Origin of the sequence: Photorhabdus sp. RM322S (genome assembly GCF_042879395.1) — a bacterium.
Lineage (GTDB): Bacteria > Pseudomonadota > Gammaproteobacteria > Enterobacterales > Enterobacteriaceae > Photorhabdus > Photorhabdus khanii.
Genome location: NZ_JBHFKW010000012.1, coordinates 64054 through 83146, shown reverse-complemented (window position 1 = coordinate 83146; position 19093 = coordinate 64054). Strand labels below are relative to the sequence as shown.

Annotated in this window: 13 protein-coding genes and 1 pseudogene; 5 read left to right on the top strand and 9 right to left on the bottom strand. The window is 41.4% G+C overall.

Annotated features, from left to right (window positions below; genetic code table 11):
* Window positions 1-88 precede the first annotated feature (88 nt).
* Window positions 89-1396: a phosphopyruvate hydratase gene (eno, locus tag ACGF63_RS09465; protein WP_036849777.1), complete on the bottom strand. Its 1308-nt coding sequence runs from the start codon at window positions 1394-1396 to the stop codon at window positions 89-91.
* 72 nt (window positions 1397-1468) lie between these two features.
* The gene (gene pyrG / locus ACGF63_RS09460) at window positions 1469-3106 is read right to left on the bottom strand and encodes a glutamine hydrolyzing CTP synthase (protein ID WP_036849775.1); all 1638 of its coding nucleotides are present in this window, start codon (window positions 3104-3106) and stop codon (window positions 1469-1471) included.
* Window positions 3107-3437: 331 nt separating this feature from the next.
* Between pyrG and ACGF63_RS09455 the strand changes: the two genes are divergently transcribed.
* The 3 genes from ACGF63_RS09455 (at window position 3438) to ACGF63_RS09445 (ending at window position 5131) form a co-directional block, all read left to right on the top strand.
* Window positions 3438-3785: a hypothetical protein gene (locus tag ACGF63_RS09455; protein WP_036849774.1), complete on the top strand. Its 348-nt coding sequence runs from the start codon at window positions 3438-3440 to the stop codon at window positions 3783-3785.
* Between the two features lies 1 nt (window position 3786).
* On the top strand, window positions 3787-4395 hold the full coding sequence (locus ACGF63_RS09450) for a Tox-REase-5 domain-containing protein (RefSeq protein WP_387630353.1): 609 nt from the start codon (window positions 3787-3789) through the stop codon (window positions 4393-4395).
* Between the two features lie 76 nt (window positions 4396-4471).
* Window positions 4472-5131: a hypothetical protein gene (locus ACGF63_RS09445; protein ID WP_387630351.1), complete on the top strand. Its 660-nt coding sequence runs from the start codon at window positions 4472-4474 to the stop codon at window positions 5129-5131.
* A gap of 802 nt (window positions 5132-5933) precedes the next feature.
* Here ACGF63_RS09445 and ACGF63_RS09440 read toward each other — a convergent pair.
* From ACGF63_RS09440 to rlmD, 6 genes and pseudogenes are all read right to left on the bottom strand, one after another.
* Window positions 5934-6234 (bottom strand): annotated as a pseudogene (locus tag ACGF63_RS09440) (Rpn family recombination-promoting nuclease/putative transposase); the annotation flags it as partial.
* Between the two features lie 168 nt (window positions 6235-6402).
* Window positions 6403-7341, bottom strand: a complete 939-nt coding sequence (locus ACGF63_RS09435) for an Rpn family recombination-promoting nuclease/putative transposase (RefSeq protein ID WP_152963089.1) — start codon at window positions 7339-7341, stop codon at window positions 6403-6405.
* Between the two features lie 417 nt (window positions 7342-7758).
* The gene (locus ACGF63_RS09430) at window positions 7759-8388 is read right to left on the bottom strand and encodes an ATP-binding cassette domain-containing protein (RefSeq protein ID WP_036849766.1); all 630 of its coding nucleotides are present in this window, start codon (window positions 8386-8388) and stop codon (window positions 7759-7761) included.
* Window positions 8389-9928: 1540 nt separating this feature from the next.
* Window positions 9929-10714 (bottom strand): nucleoside triphosphate pyrophosphohydrolase, encoded by a 786-nt coding sequence (gene mazG, locus ACGF63_RS09425; RefSeq protein WP_152963092.1) that lies wholly within the window; start codon window positions 10712-10714, stop codon window positions 9929-9931.
* Between the two features lie 23 nt (window positions 10715-10737).
* Complete coding sequence (gene relA / locus ACGF63_RS09420; RefSeq protein ID WP_387630346.1) at window positions 10738-12969, bottom strand: GTP diphosphokinase; 2232 nt, start codon at window positions 12967-12969, stop codon at window positions 10738-10740.
* 25 nt (window positions 12970-12994) lie between these two features.
* A complete protein-coding gene (gene rlmD / locus ACGF63_RS09415; RefSeq protein ID WP_036849759.1) occupies window positions 12995-14326 on the bottom strand; it encodes a 23S rRNA (uracil(1939)-C(5))-methyltransferase RlmD in 1332 nt (443 codons plus the stop codon).
* A 53-nt stretch (window positions 14327-14379) separates the two neighbouring features.
* On the opposite strand from rlmD, the gene ACGF63_RS09410 reads away from it, so the two are divergent.
* Window positions 14380-16731, top strand: coding sequence for an ATP-binding protein (locus tag ACGF63_RS09410; protein ID WP_036849758.1), 2352 nt, complete (start codon window positions 14380-14382; stop codon window positions 16729-16731).
* Here ACGF63_RS09410 and dgt read toward each other — a convergent pair.
* Window positions 16715-18241 (bottom strand): dGTPase, encoded by a 1527-nt coding sequence (dgt, locus tag ACGF63_RS09405; protein ID WP_036849757.1) that lies wholly within the window; start codon window positions 18239-18241, stop codon window positions 16715-16717. The genes ACGF63_RS09410 and dgt overlap by 17 nt on opposite strands.
* Window positions 18242-18367: 126 nt before the next feature.
* On the opposite strand from dgt, the gene mtnN reads away from it, so the two are divergent.
* Window positions 18368-19069 carry a 5'-methylthioadenosine/S-adenosylhomocysteine nucleosidase gene (gene mtnN / locus ACGF63_RS09400; protein ID WP_036849756.1) on the top strand — a complete coding sequence of 234 codons (702 nt, stop codon included), beginning with the start codon at window positions 18368-18370 and terminating at the stop codon, window positions 19067-19069.
* Window positions 19070-19093 lie beyond the last annotated feature (24 nt).

Here is a 19093-nt window from a genome sequence, read left to right as displayed (position 1 = left end):
GAGCCGACACTCGCTCAAACTCCCGCGTATTATTATTAAAACATTAAGGAGGGTTTTACCCCTCCTGTTTAATACTGATTACTTAAAATTACCGATCAGCCTGACCTTTTACTTCTTTTAGGCCATAGAAAGGAGCGCGGTTACCCAAAGCTTCTTCAATACGGATCAACTGGTTATATTTAGCAACACGATCAGAACGGCTCATAGAACCGGTTTTGATCTGCCCTGCGGCTGTACCTACGGCCAGATCAGCAATTGTCGCATCTTCAGTTTCACCGGAACGATGGGAGATTACCGCGGTGTAACCGGCGTCTTTTGCCATTTTGATCGCCGCCAGAGTTTCAGTTAACGAACCGATCTGGTTGAACTTAATCAGAATGGAATTAGCGATACCTTTCTCGATACCTTCTTTCAGGATTTTAGTATTGGTCACGAACAGATCGTCACCAACCAACTGGATTTTCTCGCCCAGCACTTTCGTCTGGTAAGCGAAACCGTCCCAGTCAGATTCATTCAAACCATCTTCGATAGAAACGATTGGGTATTTTCTGGTCAAATCTTCCAGGTAATGGGTGAACTCCTGAGAAGTGAAAGTTTTACCTTCACCTTTCAGTTCATAGTGACCTGTTTCTGAGTTGTAGAATTCAGAAGCGGCACAATCCATCGCCAAGGTGACATCTCTGCCCAAAACATAGCCTGCTTGTTCTACCGCCTCTTTGATCGCGGCCAGTGCAGCAGCGTTGGATTCCAAGTTAGGCGCATAACCCCCTTCGTCACCCACAGCGGTGCTCATTCCTTTCGCTTTCAGAACCTTAGCCAGATTGTGGAACACTTCAGAGCCGATACGAACCGCTTCTTTCAGCGTTTTTGCACCGATTGGCTGAATCATAAACTCTTGAATATCAACGTTGTTATCCGCGTGCTCACCACCATTGATGATGTTCATCATCGGCAACGGCATAGAGAATTTACCTGGAGTGCCATTCAATTCAGCAATGTGCTCGTACAATGGCATACCTTTCGCCGCTGCCGCTGCTTTCGCGTTAGCCAGAGAAACCGCCAGAATCGCGTTAGCACCGAATTTAGATTTGTTTTCAGTACCATCCAGGGTGATCATGATTCTGTCGATGTTAGCCTGATCTTTAGCATCTTGACCAATAACTGCCTGGGCAATGGGTCCATTTACTGCATCAACAGCTTTCAGTACACCTTTACCCATAAAACGGGATTTGTCACCGTCACGCAGTTCCAACGCTTCACGGGAGCCGGTAGATGCACCCGATGGTGCCGCCGCTAAACCAACAAAGCCCCCTTCCAGATGCACTTCTGCTTCTACGGTTGGGTTACCACGGGAGTCAATGATTTCACGACTGATCACTTTAACGATTTTGGACATTAGGTTTTCCTCAGTACAAGTTACATTTCAGGTAAGCGACGGAATACCTCATGCCGCCACTTACTGCACATCTTATTTGAGCTGGCCTTTCTGGTATTTACCGGCTGCTTTGACAAAACCGGCAAACAGCGGATGACCATCACGAGGAGTAGAAGTAAATTCTGGGTGGAACTGACAAGCCACGAACCAAGGATGGTCTGGGATCTCAATAATTTCCACTAATTTATTGTCTACTGAACGGCCTGCTACCCGCAGACCGGCATCTTCAATACGTTTTAACAGCAAATTATTCACTTCATAACGATGCCGATGGCGCTCAATAATGGTATCTGCCCCATACAAGGTACGCACCAGACTGTCTTTTGTCAGGTGGCATAGCTGACCCCCCACACGCATCGTTCCACCAAGATCACTCTCTTCGCTACGCACTTCTAAATTACCGTCCTCATCACGCCATTCGGTGATCAGGCCGACAACCGGGAACCGGCAATCAGGTTCGAATTCTGTTGAGCTGGCTTTTTCCAAGCCCGCAACATGGCGCGAAAACTCAATCAATGCGACTTGCATTCCCAAGCAGATCCCCAAATAAGGGATTTTATTCTCACGGGCATAGCGGGCTGTCATGATTTTGCCTTCTACACCACGACCACCAAAACCACCAGGAACCAGAATCGCGTCCAGATTTTTCAGCAATTCAATACCACGGGTTTCAATATCCTGGGAATCAATCAGTTTGATGTTAACAGTCAGACGATTTTTCAATCCACCATGCTTCAACGCTTCAATCACCGATTTGTAAGCATCAGGCAATTCAATATACTTACCCACCATGCCGATAGTGATTTCACCGGAAGAATTCGCTTCTTCGTAAATAACCTGTTCCCATTCGGACAAATTTGCTTCCGGGCAATCAAGGCTGAATCGTTTACAAATATAATCATCTAAGCCCTGAGATTTCAATAGCCCTGGGATTTTATAAATGGAATCAACGTCTTTTAAGGAGATAACCGCTTTCTCCGGCACATTGCAGAAAAGCGCAATTTTTGCCCGTTCATTAGCCGGAATGACGCGATCTGAACGACAAATCAGAATATCTGGCTGAATACCGATAGAAAGCAACTCTTTTACCGAATGTTGAGTTGGTTTAGTTTTTACTTCTCCCGCTGCGGCCAGATAAGGAACAAGCGTCAGATGCAGATATAACGTGTGTTCACGCCCCACTTCTACTGCCATTTGACGAATGGCTTCAAGGAATGGCAGAGATTCAATATCACCGACAGTACCGCCAATTTCCACCAACACCACATCATGACCTTCACCACCACTGATGATGCGATCTTTGATTTCATTGGTGATGTGAGGAATAACCTGAACAGTGGCACCCAAATAATCGCCCCGACGCTCTTTACGCAGAACCTCAGAGTAAACCCTGCCTGTGGTGAAGTTATTACGGCGGGTCATTTTAGTGCGGATGAAACGCTCATAGTGACCTAAATCGAGATCAGTTTCAGCGCCGTCTTCGGTAACAAAAACTTCCCCATGCTGGATTGGGCTCATCGTCCCCGGATCGACGTTGATGTACGGATCCAGTTTCATAATAGTGACATTGAGTCCACGGGCTTCGAGTATAGCGGCCAAAGAGGCTGCGGCAATGCCTTTACCCAGAGAGGATACGACCCCGCCGGTCACAAAAATATAATTAGTTTTCATGCTGAACCTGAAAGTTTAGGTTTAAAGATGATGGATATAACCAGGACGGGAAAGCAGTATACCCGAACCTTAAATTCGCTACAAATAATCTGCACGAAAATAAGGTATTTTCCCCCTACACAGCATTTTCAATGTAGACATGTGTACAGACACAAACTTCATTTTTCATGAAGCCAATCGTTATTGTCTCTTCTCAATTTCGAATGAATTTATTGCCTTAATTGATTAAAAAACAGTATGATTGCTTCCATGGTGATCGTTTCGTCTAAATTGCACACAGATAAAAGGCCCAATATAGGTAATAGTAGCTTATGAGTTAAGGAGCAATGCCATGATTAAACTCACTCAGGAACAATTCGATAAAATTATAGATCTAGAGGACAATACTTATATTGAAAAAATCAGGCAATGCATTTTGTCAGAACATGCCGACTTGGTTGTGCATGAGGATGAAAAAAATTTGCATAAGCGACTAAAAGAGGCGTATCGGTATTTAATCAGCGAGCTGGGCTTTAAAGATAAAAAACTGGTTAGATCATACCTTTATTTAACTGCATTTAATCTTAATTTCCATGGTGTACCAGAAATCAAAAATGCCCTTGAAGCAGGGGAAAACCCGGAACAACAATACAAAGATATCTTGAGGATAATAGATAACTTGTTGAAAAGGAGAAATTAACATGCCTTTACCTCTGGTAGTTCCGGTAGCCCTGACTGCTGCCGAATATGCAGCATCAGCCCTTGCGGGCATATTGGTTGGCGTTGGTGTTGGCCTCGGCGTTACGGAAATGACAAAAGACAAGGATGATGAAAAAGAGCAAGCGGAAGCCCAAACGGACGCGATCAGTACAACAAGGGAAAAATGCAAGGCGTGTCCAGCCATTGAGAAAGTAAGTCCCAGCTGGGAAAGCACCCGTTCATACTCGCAGGTGACCCTTGATTATCAAATCCAGATAGCCAAAACCGTTTACAAACCGGACACAAAACTCATACAGGTATGGGAATGTCTGGGAGTCAGCTTCGATGGCTGGCGACCAAAAGCATGCCTGTTTCTGGAATCCAAGGCTAAATATGATCAGTTTTTTAGGAAGGGAGAACCGATGGAATGGTGGACGGGAGATGAACCCATAAAAAAACAGGGGAAACGACAGCAATCCGTGTGTACCTTATTGAATGGCATTCCACACTCTCACTGGCATTTTATGGGGCCTGTGAGCGCGACTTATTACTCACAGGAATTTTCTGAGTTCCACAATATTAAAGTATTTCATACCCCTTTACTTGGATAATGTGAGGTAATGCATGGCTATTTTATCGACAAAAATAAAACTGTATTTTGACCTGAAAGAACCTTTGACTCCTCAAGTGGTATTGGCTGATTTGTATAAGATAACACAACAGGTTGACCAATTCTTCGGGCGTCATAAAACCTGGTATCTGACAGGCCATACCCGCAAGGAAGCATTGGAATATCCTGTTTTTGAAGAACAACACCCAACGAAAAAAACAGTTCAAGTGTTTGAAAAAAGTTACAAAGAAGATTTCCCTTTTATAGGAAAAAAAATCTGGGATGGTGAAGTTGATGACCTTGCTTGTTCCCTATTTTATGAGAACTATCGTATTGATAGACTAGGGCAAACTAAGCTAACAATAAAGCTCAATATTGACGAAAAAGAATTTCAATTTTCACGATTAATTGATTTTATTACCTTTTTGGTTTTCAGCCGTAATGCCCCCTATATTATGGTAGAAACTAACGGATATACCTTGAAGCGAAATCAGGTATTCCCCGACAGGTTAAGTGCCGGCTGGATGATTTATTTACCCTCCATAATAGATCCCTCATTGTTACCAATGGCAGATGAAATCTTGCCGATTGCAAATGATAAAGAACAATTGGGTACATTAATTATCACCAAAAAAGGCATTTTTAACGGCGAAAATCAGGATGATATTGATAAAGCCAATGATGTTGAAATTCAGTTATTAAATTTGGGATTATTACCATTAATTACTGAGGTTTAATCGCTGCCCTTATTGGGCGGCATTTCACACGCTTTATCTAAATGTGATAAAACAGCAGTTAAAAAAAACGGTTTTTCACCTGTCAAGGTGGTTTTAAAATCTTGAAAAAACAGTTAAAGACTTTAATCATTAAAAGTAAAAAACAGTGATTAAGGATTTTTTAAAGCGGATAAAAGATTCAATGCTCTGCTGACATTAGAAAGAGAAAACAACAGGAAAAACGGGTTTTAAATTGATTAATAAAACGGCAAAATGAAAATATTAATCCAATAACAAAAACATAAGATTATATTAAAACATTTAACAGGATTAACCGTATTAAGTAAATCATTAGTAAAAAAGCACAAATATGTTTAAAAACATTAAAGATTATTAAAGAAATAAGCGTTGTTTTCATACCATTAACACATCTGTTACTCTCTGGTTTTAAACCTAAAAAATCAAATACAGAAAAACGAGAAAACTTAATTATCAGTTTAATTAAAATAGAGAAGTTAAATAGAGATCAGAAAACGAAAAAACCATTAAATTGACAAAAATTGCTCCTTAAAGCCATGTATTAAATGAATTTTTAATTAAAAAATAAGAAAATTCCCGTAATGAGAATAATTTTACAGGCTTCTCATCTTTTTAACATGGTGTATTTTCTCCTTTTTACTTGCATTTCCTTTTTCAGCAATCGTAAGCGCCTTTTTGAAAGATTATCAGCACAAACCCGAATTCACCCAAATGGTGTGCCGTTTCTATGCGCTTCGGGCATTTACACATGAATCTTTACACCGATAAAGACTCTCAGTGTGAATTAGTGGCATATTTGCTCAAGCTCGTTCTCACTCAGACCGGTGGTTTTCATCACCGTTTCACGATCGATTCCGTTGTTCAGCAATGCATGCGCGATTTTTAGAGTTGCCTCTTGGCGCCCCTCCTGACGTCCTTCTTGACGTCCTTCTTGGCGTCCTTCCTGACGCCCTTTCTGCTCCAGTTTCTGCGCTATAGTCATCAGTACCTCCTCATACTTCGGGGACTGCTCTGCCAATCGCTAAATAAAGCTCTTTACAGGCGTCATCCTCCGCCTGCAATAAGTATTTTGACTTTCTTTTCAACCACCAATCCTTGTCTAGACTGACACAAACAACTCATCAGCTTTATTTTATTCAAAAGCGGAATGCCCGAGCAATACAAACCCGAACTCACCCAAATGGTGTACCGTTTCTATGCGCTTCGGGCATTTACACATGAATCTTTACACCGATAAAGACTCTCAGTGTGAATTAGTGGCGTATTTGCTCAAGCTCGTTCTCACTCAAACCGGTGGTTTTCATCACCGTTTCACGATCGATTCCGCTGTTCAGCAATGCATGCGCGATTTTTAGAGTTGCCTCTTGGCGCCCTTCCTGACGTCCTTCTTGACGTCCTTCCTGACGCCCTTCTTGACGTCCTTCCTGGCGCCCTTTCTGCTCCAGTTTCTGCGCTATAGTCATCAGTACCTCCTCATACTTCGGGGACTGCTCTGCCAGTCGCCGAATGAACCCTTCAGGGTCGGCGGTATCTCCCGCCTGTAACAAGTAGTTTAACACGCTTTTCAACTGCTCATCCGTATAGTAATCATATGTCAGCAGTATGATCAGTTCTTGCAGTAACTCCGCCATATCACGCTGCCGGATATGCTTTTGCACCATCTCCAACAGCGCAATCCGTTTGTGCGTTAAAATTTCATCGTTCGGAATCACCGTCACATCCACCAAAGGGAATGCGACAGAATAGACTTCCTTCGCCAATGCCGGAACATCAAAACAGTCAAGCCAGTTGGTACTCCACGGATACGGCCGAGTTTTACCATGATAAAACAATACCGGAATGACCAGCGGCAATTTTTCATGTCCCTGTTCCAGATGCCGCTGCATTGCGGAAATACTGTATCGCATCAGCCGGAATGCCATCATCTTATCCGGGGAACTCTGATGCTCAATCACGCAATATACGTATCCGTCACCCTGCACTGTTTTTAGCGAATACAGGATATCAGAATAATGTGCGCGCAGATTATCCTCAATAAACGACCCTGATTCCAACCGTAATGTATCAAGATCACAAACTGCCCGTAATGTCGCCGGCAGGTGTATTTCCAAAAAGTCTCTGGCAGTATCCACATGACTTAAAAAATGTTTAAAAACAGCATCATGTGGCGTTGGTGTATTTTTTCTTTTCATAGGCAAATAGTAGCATACTTTCTTTTATACTGAAGGAAAACTAAGCAAAAAAACAGCAAATCCCGCTAATTTTTCGTCAAAAATGCTGATCGTGTCTGAGACACGTTAGTTCCCTTCTCAAACGAAACTCAAGTTACCTAATATGCCAAAAATATTTAAATGATTTTTAATCATAGTTTAAAACCAGCCAATTATAAAACCATCAGTGAAAAATGAGAAAAAAATTGGCTTTATTAATGCTTATGTTTACTGAAAAAAGGATAAACAAAAATCTAAATAACAAAATCCGCAAATAAACGATTTAACAACATACGAATCGGGTTACTTTCAACATTATAATGTTGCATTTATTATGTAAAATCGCCACATAATATTTATTTACGACCATAGTACAGCTATCAATATTACCAAAATATTTTATTTACCATGATACATTATTTTATTACCATTTATTTCATAGGTAGTGAAACTTAATGCTTGTAAAAAACTGTCATCATGTGAACTAAAAATAACAATTTTCTCTTCTGCGAGAGAAATCATCAACGCTATTAAAAATGTTATAGAATCTGAGTCAAGGCCATTTGTTGGCTCATCAAAAATATAAACATCTGCATCTGTCATAAAAGCCGATGTCAATAAAAATTTCTTTTTTGTCCCAAGTGACATTTTTCCATATTCAATACCAGAATATTTAGATATGCCAAAACCATTTAAATAGTAGTCTAATTGATGTTTTAGATTACTTTTCCGATAATGTTTACCTAGCTTTATCACATCCATTCCAGTAATAAAGTTATAAAAATCAACATTATCTGAGATGTAAAAACCATGCCTTTGTAAACTAAATCGATATGTTTTCTCCTTTTTTATAAAATTAACCATTCCTTTTTTAACCTTATTTACACCAGCAATACTTGAAAGAAAAGCCGTTTTACCCGCACCATTAATTCCCGCAATACGGTTTAATCCAACATAAAAATTACAATTAACGCCTGAAAAAATAGTCTTATCATTAATAATAATTTCCAGTTCAATAACTTCAAGCATAAATAACCCCAAAAAAATATGTAAAAAAGAAAATAACACAAAGAATAATAAGTTTCGTGTACTGTGTTCTTAATAGAGAAATAAATGACAAAAAAACTAAAAGAAAAACATAAGATATAAACATAATAACAGGGAATGATTTAATAACCAAAAAACAAAAAGCAAAAGTTAAAAAAGAAAATAAAAACAAAGAAATACAATAATTATAAAACAAAATTTTCCGCATAGACAAAAAATTAGATAAATATGAAAGATAATTTATTTCAATATATGAAAAATCATAGAACAATAACATGCATACATATATAACAACACTGAAATATGCTAATAATATATAATCAGCCTTGGCTGGAATTTGAGAAAAGGCACTTTCACATAATATATATAATATTATAACGAATAATAACATAATCAGTGACGATATTTTATTTTTATGAAAATAATATCGGAGATTTATAATATAAGGTAATGAAAAAAATCCTGATAAAAGCAACTTCTTGTTTTGATTAATTGGGTAACATAACGTAGGGTTTAAATATAATCTATATGCCATCAATAAAATAGTTAACGTGAAAATAAAATTATATAATATTCCATTTCTGAATGATGCAGATAAAATAAAGAATGCAACAACAAAAACAAAACATAAGAAGTTTAACTCAAATAGGCAAAATCCAATTACAGCAAAAGAAATAATCAAAAACAACATAGATGAAAAATAATACAAAAAATTAACATTTCCAGAGAAAAAACCCAAGAAAAAGAAAATAATCATCGGAAAAGCACTGTAAATAAAAAAAACGACACTACAAAGAAACAATGTTTTTTTATCTACCAAAGAAACAACAAATGAATTTTTTCTTGCCGTAGGTAAAAATCTTATGTTAACCAAATAAAATAACACATAAATTATTAACGATATGGAAGAGAAATAAAATGATTTAATGTAACTCCCTGGCGTAATAATATTCGAAGAAAAAACAATTAAGATTTCAATTATACCACTGGCTTTTGCCGGGAGTAATAAAATACAGAGAAATATAATGACATTTTTATTCCCGGAAGCAAATTTTTTTATCCTGCCTTTATACTCCAATGCATCAGCTATTATTAAATTCATACAACCCTCTAAAAATAACGTCCTTTGTGAGTCTTTTGGAAACTTCATCCTGGAATGTAAATACAAATAGTTACTAAACACAATACATTGGTTTTTACTTAAATACAATCGGCATTGATTTTCCTTTTGATGTATAAATATATTGATATCCATCAGCATTGAGTAAACCTCTTCCGTGCATTTAAAATTATTGGGTAATGGTGAGAATGATATTCCAATATTACCCTCTATTCTTGAGAATATTCTTTTTTGAAAAAAATTTATCATTGGAAAAACGAGCAAGACATTCATCACGAAATAATAGAATAGCCAATCCAGAAACACTTAATCCTTTCTTACGCGAAGATCAGGAAAATTTATTCAACATAAATTTTCCTGTCAAAAAACTAAAAATTTCAGCTTTCAGGCTATTCCTTCAACTTATTGTTTCTTAACCTGTTGCCACATTTGTTCCATCTCTTCCAATGTCGCCGCTTCCAACGTCTGGCCTTTGTCCAAGATCAGCTTTTCCACGCCTTTAAAACGATGCTCAAACTTATTACACGCTTTTTGCAACGCGATTTCAGGTTTATACCCCAAATGGCGCGACAAATTCACAACGGCAAACAGCAAGTCACCAATCTCTTCTTCCAAATGCGGCTCATCAACAACTGCCTGACGAGCCTCATCCATCACTTCGTCGATCTCTTCATAAACTTTGTCTAACACGGGCCCCAGAGTGTCCCAGTCAAAACCGACGGAAGCGCAACGTTTCTGCATTTTATACGCTTTCATTAACGCCGGCAGGCTTGTCGGAATGTCGTCAAGGAGCGAATGAAGATCTTTTTGTGCTCTTTCCTGCGCTTTGCGTTTTTCCCAGCCACTGATAGCCACGTCACTACGGATATTTTGCTGCGGCTCAAAAATATGCGGATGGCGGCGCTCCAGCTTATCGCTAATGGCATTGCAGATGTCATCAAAATCAAATAACTGCTGCTCTTTGCCCATTTCAGCATAGAACACCACCTGAAATAATAGATCGCCCAATTCTTCTTTCAGATCAGAAAAATCGCCACGTTCAATGGCATCAATGACTTCGTAAGTCTCTTCTAATGTATAAGGTGCGATAGTTTTGAATGTCTGTTCTTTATCCCAGGGACATCCCTGTTGAGGGTGGCGCAATTGCGCCATAATCCCCAGTAACCGTTCTATAGCGGGTGACTTCATTTTTTATCCTAATTTCCCTGCGGTCAGTTGCCATGAAGACGTTTAGCTTCAATAACATCCGGTAACTGATTGGTTTTTGCCAATATCCGTCCCAATACTTGCAGGTTATAAATCTCAAGATTCATATCAATGGTGGCAATCTGTTGCTTTACATCACTACGACTACTCACCCCAAGTACATTCACTTTTTCATTCGCCAGGATCGTGGTGATATCACGCAGTAATCCACTGCGATCATTCGCTATCACACGCACAATCAGTGAGTAACCACTGGAATAACTTTCTCCCCAAACCGCATCTACCACCCTTTCAGGCTCACTTGCCTGCAAATCCGCCAGTTGTTCACAATCAGCCCAGTGGATGGAAATTCCCCGGCCACGGGTGATAAAGCCGACAATCTCATCCCCCGGAATGGGCTGGCAGCAACGGGCAATGTGATGCATCAGGTTACCAACACCTTCTACCACAATCCGCCCGTTATCTTTAGCAGAACTACGCTGCGGATGGGATTTGCTTTCCAGATTGCGAAGCGCTTCCCGATCTGCATCTTCCGCAGTGGTTTTATTGAGTTTGCTTTGCAGGAAGTTAGCCAACTGGTTAATGCGGATATCACCAACGCCAATTCCCGCCAGCACTTCATCAAGGGTATTAACGTTATAACGCGCAATTAGCAGCTTTTCCGCTTCTTTCAGGCTGATATCCAAGTGTGCCAGTTCGTTATCCAACATCTGACGGCCCGCAATGACGTTCTTATCCCGATCCTGCTTGCGGAACCAGTTATGAATTTTCGCCCGGCCACGGCTGGTGGTGACATACCCCAAATTTGGATTCAGCCAATCACGGCTTGGGTTCGGATGTTTCTGCGTGATGATGTCAATCTGATCGCCCATCTGCAATTGGTAGCTAAATGGCACAATTCGACCGCTGATTTTCGCCCCAATACAACGATGCCCTACATCGCTGTGAATATGGTAAGCAAAATCCAGTGGCGTAGAGCCGGCAGGCAGATCAATAACATCCCCTTTCGGCGTAAATACATATACCCGATCATCAAACACCTGGCTGCGAACCTCATCCAGCATCTCGCCAGAATCAGCCATCTCTTCCTGCCATGTAATCAGTTTACGCAGCCATGCAATACGCCCTTCATACCCCGCTCGACCAACCGCCGTCGCACCCTCTTTATATTTCCAATGTGCAGCTATTCCCAATTCCGCATCTTCATGCATCTGACGAGTCCGGATCTGAATTTCCAGTGTTTTACCACCCGGCCCAAGCACTACGGTATGAATGGATTGGTAACCATTAGGCTTCGGGTTAGCAACATAATCATCGAATTCATCGGGCAAATGACGATAGTGAGTATGTACTATCCCCAGCGCTGCATAACAATCCTGTAAACGTTCAACCACAATCCGCACAGCCCGGACATCAAACAACTCATCAAATGCCAGTGATTTTTTCTGCATTTTGCGCCAGATGCTGTAGATATGTTTAGGTCGTCCGTATATTTCAGTTGTTACGCTCTCTTTGAGCATATATTTACGCAATGTGCTGATAAAGTGATCAATATACTGTTCACGATCAATCCGCCGCTCATGCAGTAAGTTAGCAATTTTTTTATATTCATCAGGATGGAGATAACGGAAACAGTAATCCTCAAGTTCCCATTTGAGTTGACCAATCCCCAGGCGGTTAGCAAGCGGCGCATAAATATTGGAACACTCTTTAGCAACCAGTACACGCTCATCTTCAGCCGCCTCTTTCACTACCCGCAGATGGGCAATACGTTCCGCCAGCTTGATAACAACACAGCGAAAATCTTCTACCATTGCCAGCAACATCCGGCGGACATTATCAACCTGCACAGAACAGGTCGAATCATTATGCGTGGCTTTCAACTGACGAATAGCATCCATATCCATGACACCTTTCACCAGATTGATAATCGCACTGCCAAACACCTCTGTGACGGTTTCATTGTCGAGCAATTTGGCGTCAACCAGTGGAAACAGTAGCGCAGCGCGCATACTGTCATTATCCATACTCAGCGTGGAAAGGATCTCAACCATTTCCACACCGCGCCATAACAGAAGTTCTGAATCAGGATGATTTTGCGCTTTTTCGTGACAATAACGCCAGGTTTCGGCTAATTTCTCACCCAATTGAAGATTCGCTATATTTAAACTGGCGATCCACTTATTTACTGCAAACTCTCCCGCAGGGGTTAAATGAGCACTTCTTACCGCAACCATAATCTCTCCTGATACTTCACAGCCTCTACCCAACCGCAACCTGGTGGCTAAATAGCGCCATTGACTCCAGATGACCGGTATGCGGAAACATATCCAGCATCCGCACACTGATAATGTGATAGCCAGCCTCAAGCAGAATCTTACTGTCCCGCGCCAATGTTGTTGGATTACAAGAGACATAGACCACTTTTTCAGGGGCCAGCTCGACGATGTGTGACATGACTCCTGCCGCACCAGCACGCGCCGGATCTAATAATACCTTGTTAAACCCCAGTTTTGCCCAGGGTTGACGATGTATATCCGCTTCCAGGTTTTCATGGAAGAAAGATATGTTATCCAAATTATTTAATCTGGCATTATATTGCCCATTCGCTACCAGCGTGGCAACCCCTTCCACTCCGACCACCGACTGCACTATCCGGCCAATAGGTAAGGTAAAATTTCCCATCCCGCAGAACAGATCGAGCACTCTGTCATTCGGTTGTAAATCAAGCCATTCCATCGCCTGAGCAACCATTTGCTGATTGACTTCATCGTTAACCTGAATAAAATCTCTTGGACTGAAAACCAGTTTCAGGCCACCTACCTGATACCAAGGTTCCGGCGGTTCATTCAGTGACTCAATTGAAGTTTCATCTGCCGCCAGATAGACAGCCACATTGTGCTGCACAGAAAACGTGGATAACTTTGCTTTATCTTCCCCTTTCAGGGGATCAAGGTGGCGCAATATCATCAATGGGCCGTTATCTGCCAGCACCAATTCCACATGTCCCAACCGTTTAGCTGCTTTTAGATTATTCAGGCATTGAGATAGTGGCTGCAATAACCGTTCCAATTCAGGTTGTAAAACAGGGCATGTTTTTATCGCAACTAATTCATTGGATTGATTCTGACGAAACCCCATTACGAGTTGACGTTGTTTAATTTGATAATGTAAACCAAGTCTTGCCCGACGCCGGTAACCATATTCAGGGCTGAGAATCACCGGCTTGGCGGAGACAATTATACCGGTTTCCCGCCTAATAAGATGTTCCAAAACACTGGCCTTACTCTCACGCTGTAAATCAGATGCAACATGTTGTTGCTGACAACCGCCACATATTCCAAAATGCGGGCAGCGGGGATTTACACGATATGGACTGTCAGATAAACGCTTAACCAACTTTGCCTTGGCAAACTGGCGCTTCTCTTCCGTTAGTTGTACCTGTGCCTGTTCACCGGGCAATAATCCGGCGACAAAAATGGTTTTACCCTGATAACGAGCTACACCCTGTCCTTGGGCATCCAGGTTATCAGCAGTGACTGTGATGATATGCCGGTTTACTGTTCGGCGATTGGGGGAATAAAATTGCACCATGATTCTTACGGACTATGAATTATTAAGTTCTTATTTTCCCATAATGGACGCCTATGACCAAATATAGCTTACGCTTTCGAATGATGAGCCTGATCCTGATTCCGATTTTACTGATTGGCATGTTTTTCAGTATATCGTTTCTCTGCTATCACTATCGTGAACTGAAAAACCAAATCGTTCGATCCGGGGTCAGTATTATCGAACCGCTTTCGATTGCCAGTGAAATCGGGATAAACCTGCATAACCGTGAACGCGTCAACTCATTGATAACCCGGCTTCATCGCAGAAACTCGGAGATAGTCCGGGCGATTGCCATTTTTAATGATGATAATCAGCTATTTGATATATCAAACTATAAATACAATTCAGCTCAACTACAGATCACATCAGGTACGCCACTGCCAACCACCCTGACAAGAATGGAAGTCAAAAACAGTATTATTTTACGTATGCCGATTATCTCAGAGCGCCATTTATCTCAAAATCAGCAGAACGCGGATACCCCATCGCTACATCCAATCGGTTATATCGCCATTGATCTTGATTTACGGTCAGCTCACTTGCAGCAATATAAAGAGATAGTTATCTTTATATTGCTATTATTGATTTGCCTTGGCTGGGCATCACTGTTTGCCTACCATTTGGTCCGCAAAATCACAAAACCTATCAGCGATATGGTCAGTACAGTTGATAGAATTCGCCAGGGGCAGTTAAACAGCCGTGTCAGCGGGAAATATTTTGGTGAATTGGATACGCTGAAAAATGGCATTAATGCCATGGCAAAATCCCTTTCCAGTTATAAAGAAGAGATGCAGAACGATATTGATCAGACCACTTCAGATCTACGGGAGACGATGGAACAGTTCGAAATTCAGAACGTTGAGCTGGCAATAGCAAAAAAACGCGCTCAGGAAGCCGCCAGAATAAAAACAGAATTTCTGGCAAATATGTCTCATGAATTACGTACACCACTTAATGGCGTCATTGGTTTTACCCGCCAGACACTGAAAACCTCTCTGACAATACAGCAAGCTGAATATCTGTATGTTATTGAACGTTCTGCCAATCATCTGCTGAATATTATCAATGATATATTGGATTTTTCCCGGCTTGAAGCGGATAAGCTGGTACTGGAAAACATTCCATTTCTTCTACAAGATACGATTGATGAGGTGATAGTTTTATTGACCCCCAGCGCCAAAAATAAAGGCATTCAACTCACGCACAGCGTTGATCCCCAAATACCGAATCTGGTCATAGGCGACCCTACGCGCCTCCAGCAAATACTCACCAATATCATCGGTAACGCCATTAAATTCACTGAACAAGGTTTTGTGGAGATAAAAATCAATCTGATACAACTGCAATCTCATAAAATCAATTTAGAGATTACGGTCAGAGATACCGGTATCGGTATCAGCCCTGAACAGCAACCCCATCTGTTTCAGGCTTTTCATCAGGCAGATGCCAGTATTTCCCGCCGTTACGGTGGTACCGGCCTTGGTCTGGTGATTACCCGGAAACTGATCCGCGAAATGGGTGGTAATATCAGCTTTACCAGCGAGAAAGAAAAAGGTTCCATTTTTCGTTTTGATTTGTGGCTAGGAAAAGATGACTTTATTCTAACCGGCTCTGTTGTACCGCAAAAAACGATTAGTCAATCCCCACGTTTACCCATGACAGTCATGGCCGTTGATGATAATCCGGCCAACCTCAAACTAATCGGCTCATTACTGGAAGAGATCGTAGAAAAAACAGTGATATGTAACAATGGAGAAGACGCTTTACAATCAGCAAAATCTCACCATTTTGATGTCATTCTGATGGATATCCATATGCCGGGTATGGATGGCATCTGTACTTCTGAACGCATCCACCAGCTACCACAACATTGTAATACCCCCATTATCGCCGTCACAGCCTATACCTGCCGGCCAAGGAGCGATGCAGATCAATCACCATTTGAAGATTTTCTGACCAAACCCCTGGATGAAGATGGTCTGAGAACTGTGCTAAACCGTCACATTAAAGCACCGGAATCACAACCTGTTAACTGGCAGTTAGCGCTGCAACAGGCAGCAAAAAAAGAACAGATGGCGATAGAAATGATAAAAATGCTGGTGGATTCTCTACCGGATATAAAAGCAATCACAGAAAAAGTTTTATCCGGCGACATTGTTGACGATTATCAGCAGCAGATCCATAAGCTGCACGGTAGTTGCTGTTACAGCGGCGTGCCACAACTTAAAACACTCTGCCAATTAATTGAACAACAATTACAAAAAAACATTCCATTAACCGATATAGAACCTGAATTACTGGAGCTAATAGATGAAATTGACAATGTACTTGCCGCTGCCCAAAAGCTATTGAGTAACGGCCAAAATATCAGTTACACACAATGAATTTGCGATACTCTTCGTAAGCATAATTATCCGTCATGCCACTGATGTAATCCTGAATAAGACGAGCACGGTAGTAAAATTCCATCAGGTCTTTTTCAGATTCATCAGTGGCGATAATGCCTTCTACCGCTTCGTTATAAGCCAGGCGATGCTTAGTGGAAAGTTTGTGCAGCAACCGGGTTTCAATAAAATAATCTTTATGGAAATTGTTCTGGTTTAATTGCATAAAACTCTGGCGGGACATCTTCAATAGTGGCCAATAAAAATCCAACAACCCATTGATAATTTTATACCCTTTCAATTCCAACTCTTCAATTTCCGGATGATTAAACACTCTTTTACAGGCAATGTTCTTCAGCGTTTGAAGCAACCGATGCTCCTTGCTCTTATCCTCAAGCAGCGCTTGATTAAATGAACCCTCAAAAACGGCAGGCAGATGATCAATAAAACGACGGGCAGTATAAGGTACCAGCCTGCCGGTAATATAAACCCGCAAATACATAAAAAATTGGTCCTGCTGACTTCGACGTAATTCGTTGCCACTCGTTCTTTTATAAGCTTTTCTAATCGTAGCGTCGAACAGATCGCCAGACCGATGACCACCGTTCTCTTCCCACTCCTGTTCCAAATATTCCATCAAGGTATCTACGCCAAAAATATCCTTTTCAACCGCATCATCCAGATCAGCAATGCAATAAGAGATATCATCTGCGGCTTCCATAATATAAGTCAGCGGGAAACGACAGAATTCCCCCATTTTAAGCTCGCGACGCAATTCACGGACAAAATTCTCTTCCGACCAATAAAAGCCCGATTTTTTCATCAGGTAATTAAATTGATCCAGCTCTTTTTCAAGACGAAAAGCAGGACAGGTATATTTTAGAATGCAGCCAATCTGAGCATAAGTCAGATTGAGTTTTAACAAGCTGTGTACCATACGGATAGCCTGAGCATTCCCTTCAAACTGACATAAATCTTTACGTAATTGACGCCGGAAAAGATCTTTTTGCACATCTCCGCACAAATGCAATGCAGGCATTTCACATTGATCTTTTCGCTCAATATTTTCCAGGGCAAAATTAAGATCGAGCTTTCTGGCAAACCAGTCTTTAATTGCCGCTTCACCAAAATGACCAAAAGGTGGATTACCAATATCGTGCATTAAACAAGCCATTTCAATCAAGCTCTCAAATGGCAACAGCCGTTTATCCAGCCTGTATTGAACCAACAAATTACGCGTTTTCAGCTCATTGATAATCGTTTTCGAAATATAGCGCCCAATCTGTTGCACTTCCAATGAATGAGTCAAGCGACTGCGGACAGCGGCATTATTTTCCAAAGGAAAAACCTGGGTTTTCTGCTGTAAACGACGAATCGCCGCTGAATTCATAATCCGCCCGCGATCACTTTCAAACTGGCGAATAACTTGCTCTTCATCATTAGGATCAACATCATAATAGCTGTATTTACGTTGATAATTAAGCTTCTGATTAAAGTCTATCCCGGACATTTATCCCCCGACTTGTGAGATAGCACTGTTTTACACCACAGATTATCTGCTTGTTCTGTATTAAATGTTAAACTCAAGAGCTGAATGATTTTATATGATTAATTAATCAACAGCGAGTATGACATAATGAAAGTAGGCGTGATAGGTGCTATGGAGCAAGAAGTGACTTTACTGCGCGATCAAATCGAAGATCGTCAGACACTGTCACGAGGTGGCTGCGAAATCTATACCGGTAAGCTCAACGGCGTGGAGATCGCACTGTTAAAATCCGGTATTGGTAAAGTTTCTGCTGCAATTGGTACGACTTTGCTGCTTGAACATTGTCAGCCTGATGTGATTATCAACACAGGCTCCGCAGGTGGCCTTAATCCGCAACTGCAAATCGGTGATATCGTGGTATCCAGCGAAGTTCGCTATCATGATGCTGATGTTACCGCTTTTGGTTATGAACCGGGTCAAATGGCACAATGCCCCCCTGCGTTCCTGGCGGATAACCAACTGATCGCACTGGCAGAAAAATGTATTCGTTCACTGGATTTGAATGCGATACGTGGGCTGATTTGCAGCGGTGATGCATTCATTAACGGAGCAGAACCACTGGCACGTATCCGGGCCACTTTCCCACAGGTTACCGCAGTAGAAATGGAAGCAGCAGCGATAGGGCATGTCTGCCACCAATACAACACACCATTTGTTGTGGTACGTGCAATCTCTGACGTGGCAGATAAAGAATCTCATCTCAGTTTTGATGAATTTCTTTCCGTGGCAGCCCGCCAATCCACATTAATGGTTAACGCAATGCTGACTGAATTGAGCAAGAATCAATAAGATATTACCGATAGAATCACGCCC

Excerpts from the sequence above, each read along its gene's own strand:
- eno (WP_036849777.1), bottom strand. The coding sequence starts at position 1,396 with ATGTCCAAAATCGTTAAAGTGATCAGTCGTGAAATCATTGACTCCCGT.
- pyrG (WP_036849775.1), bottom strand. The coding sequence starts at position 3,106 with ATGAAAACTAATTATATTTTTGTGACCGGCGGGGTCGTATCCTCTCTG.
- ACGF63_RS09455 (WP_036849774.1), top strand. The coding sequence starts at position 3,438 with ATGATTAAACTCACTCAGGAACAATTCGATAAAATTATAGATCTAGAG.
- ACGF63_RS09450 (WP_387630353.1), top strand. The coding sequence starts at position 3,787 with ATGCCTTTACCTCTGGTAGTTCCGGTAGCCCTGACTGCTGCCGAATAT.
- ACGF63_RS09435 (WP_152963089.1), bottom strand. The coding sequence starts at position 7,341 with ATGAAAAGAAAAAATACACCAACGCCACATGATGCTGTTTTTAAACAT.
- ACGF63_RS09430 (WP_036849766.1), bottom strand. The coding sequence starts at position 8,388 with ATGCTTGAAGTTATTGAACTGGAAATTATTATTAATGATAAGACTATT.
- mazG (WP_152963092.1), bottom strand. The coding sequence starts at position 10,714 with ATGAAGTCACCCGCTATAGAACGGTTACTGGGGATTATGGCGCAATTG.
- relA (WP_387630346.1), bottom strand. The coding sequence starts at position 12,969 with ATGGTTGCGGTAAGAAGTGCTCATTTAACCCCTGCGGGAGAGTTTGCA.
- rlmD (WP_036849759.1), bottom strand. The coding sequence starts at position 14,326 with ATGGTGCAATTTTATTCCCCCAATCGCCGAACAGTAAACCGGCATATC.
- ACGF63_RS09410 (WP_036849758.1), top strand. The coding sequence starts at position 14,380 with ATGACCAAATATAGCTTACGCTTTCGAATGATGAGCCTGATCCTGATT.
- dgt (WP_036849757.1), bottom strand. The coding sequence starts at position 18,241 with ATGTCCGGGATAGACTTTAATCAGAAGCTTAATTATCAACGTAAATAC.
- mtnN (WP_036849756.1), top strand. The coding sequence starts at position 18,368 with ATGAAAGTAGGCGTGATAGGTGCTATGGAGCAAGAAGTGACTTTACTG.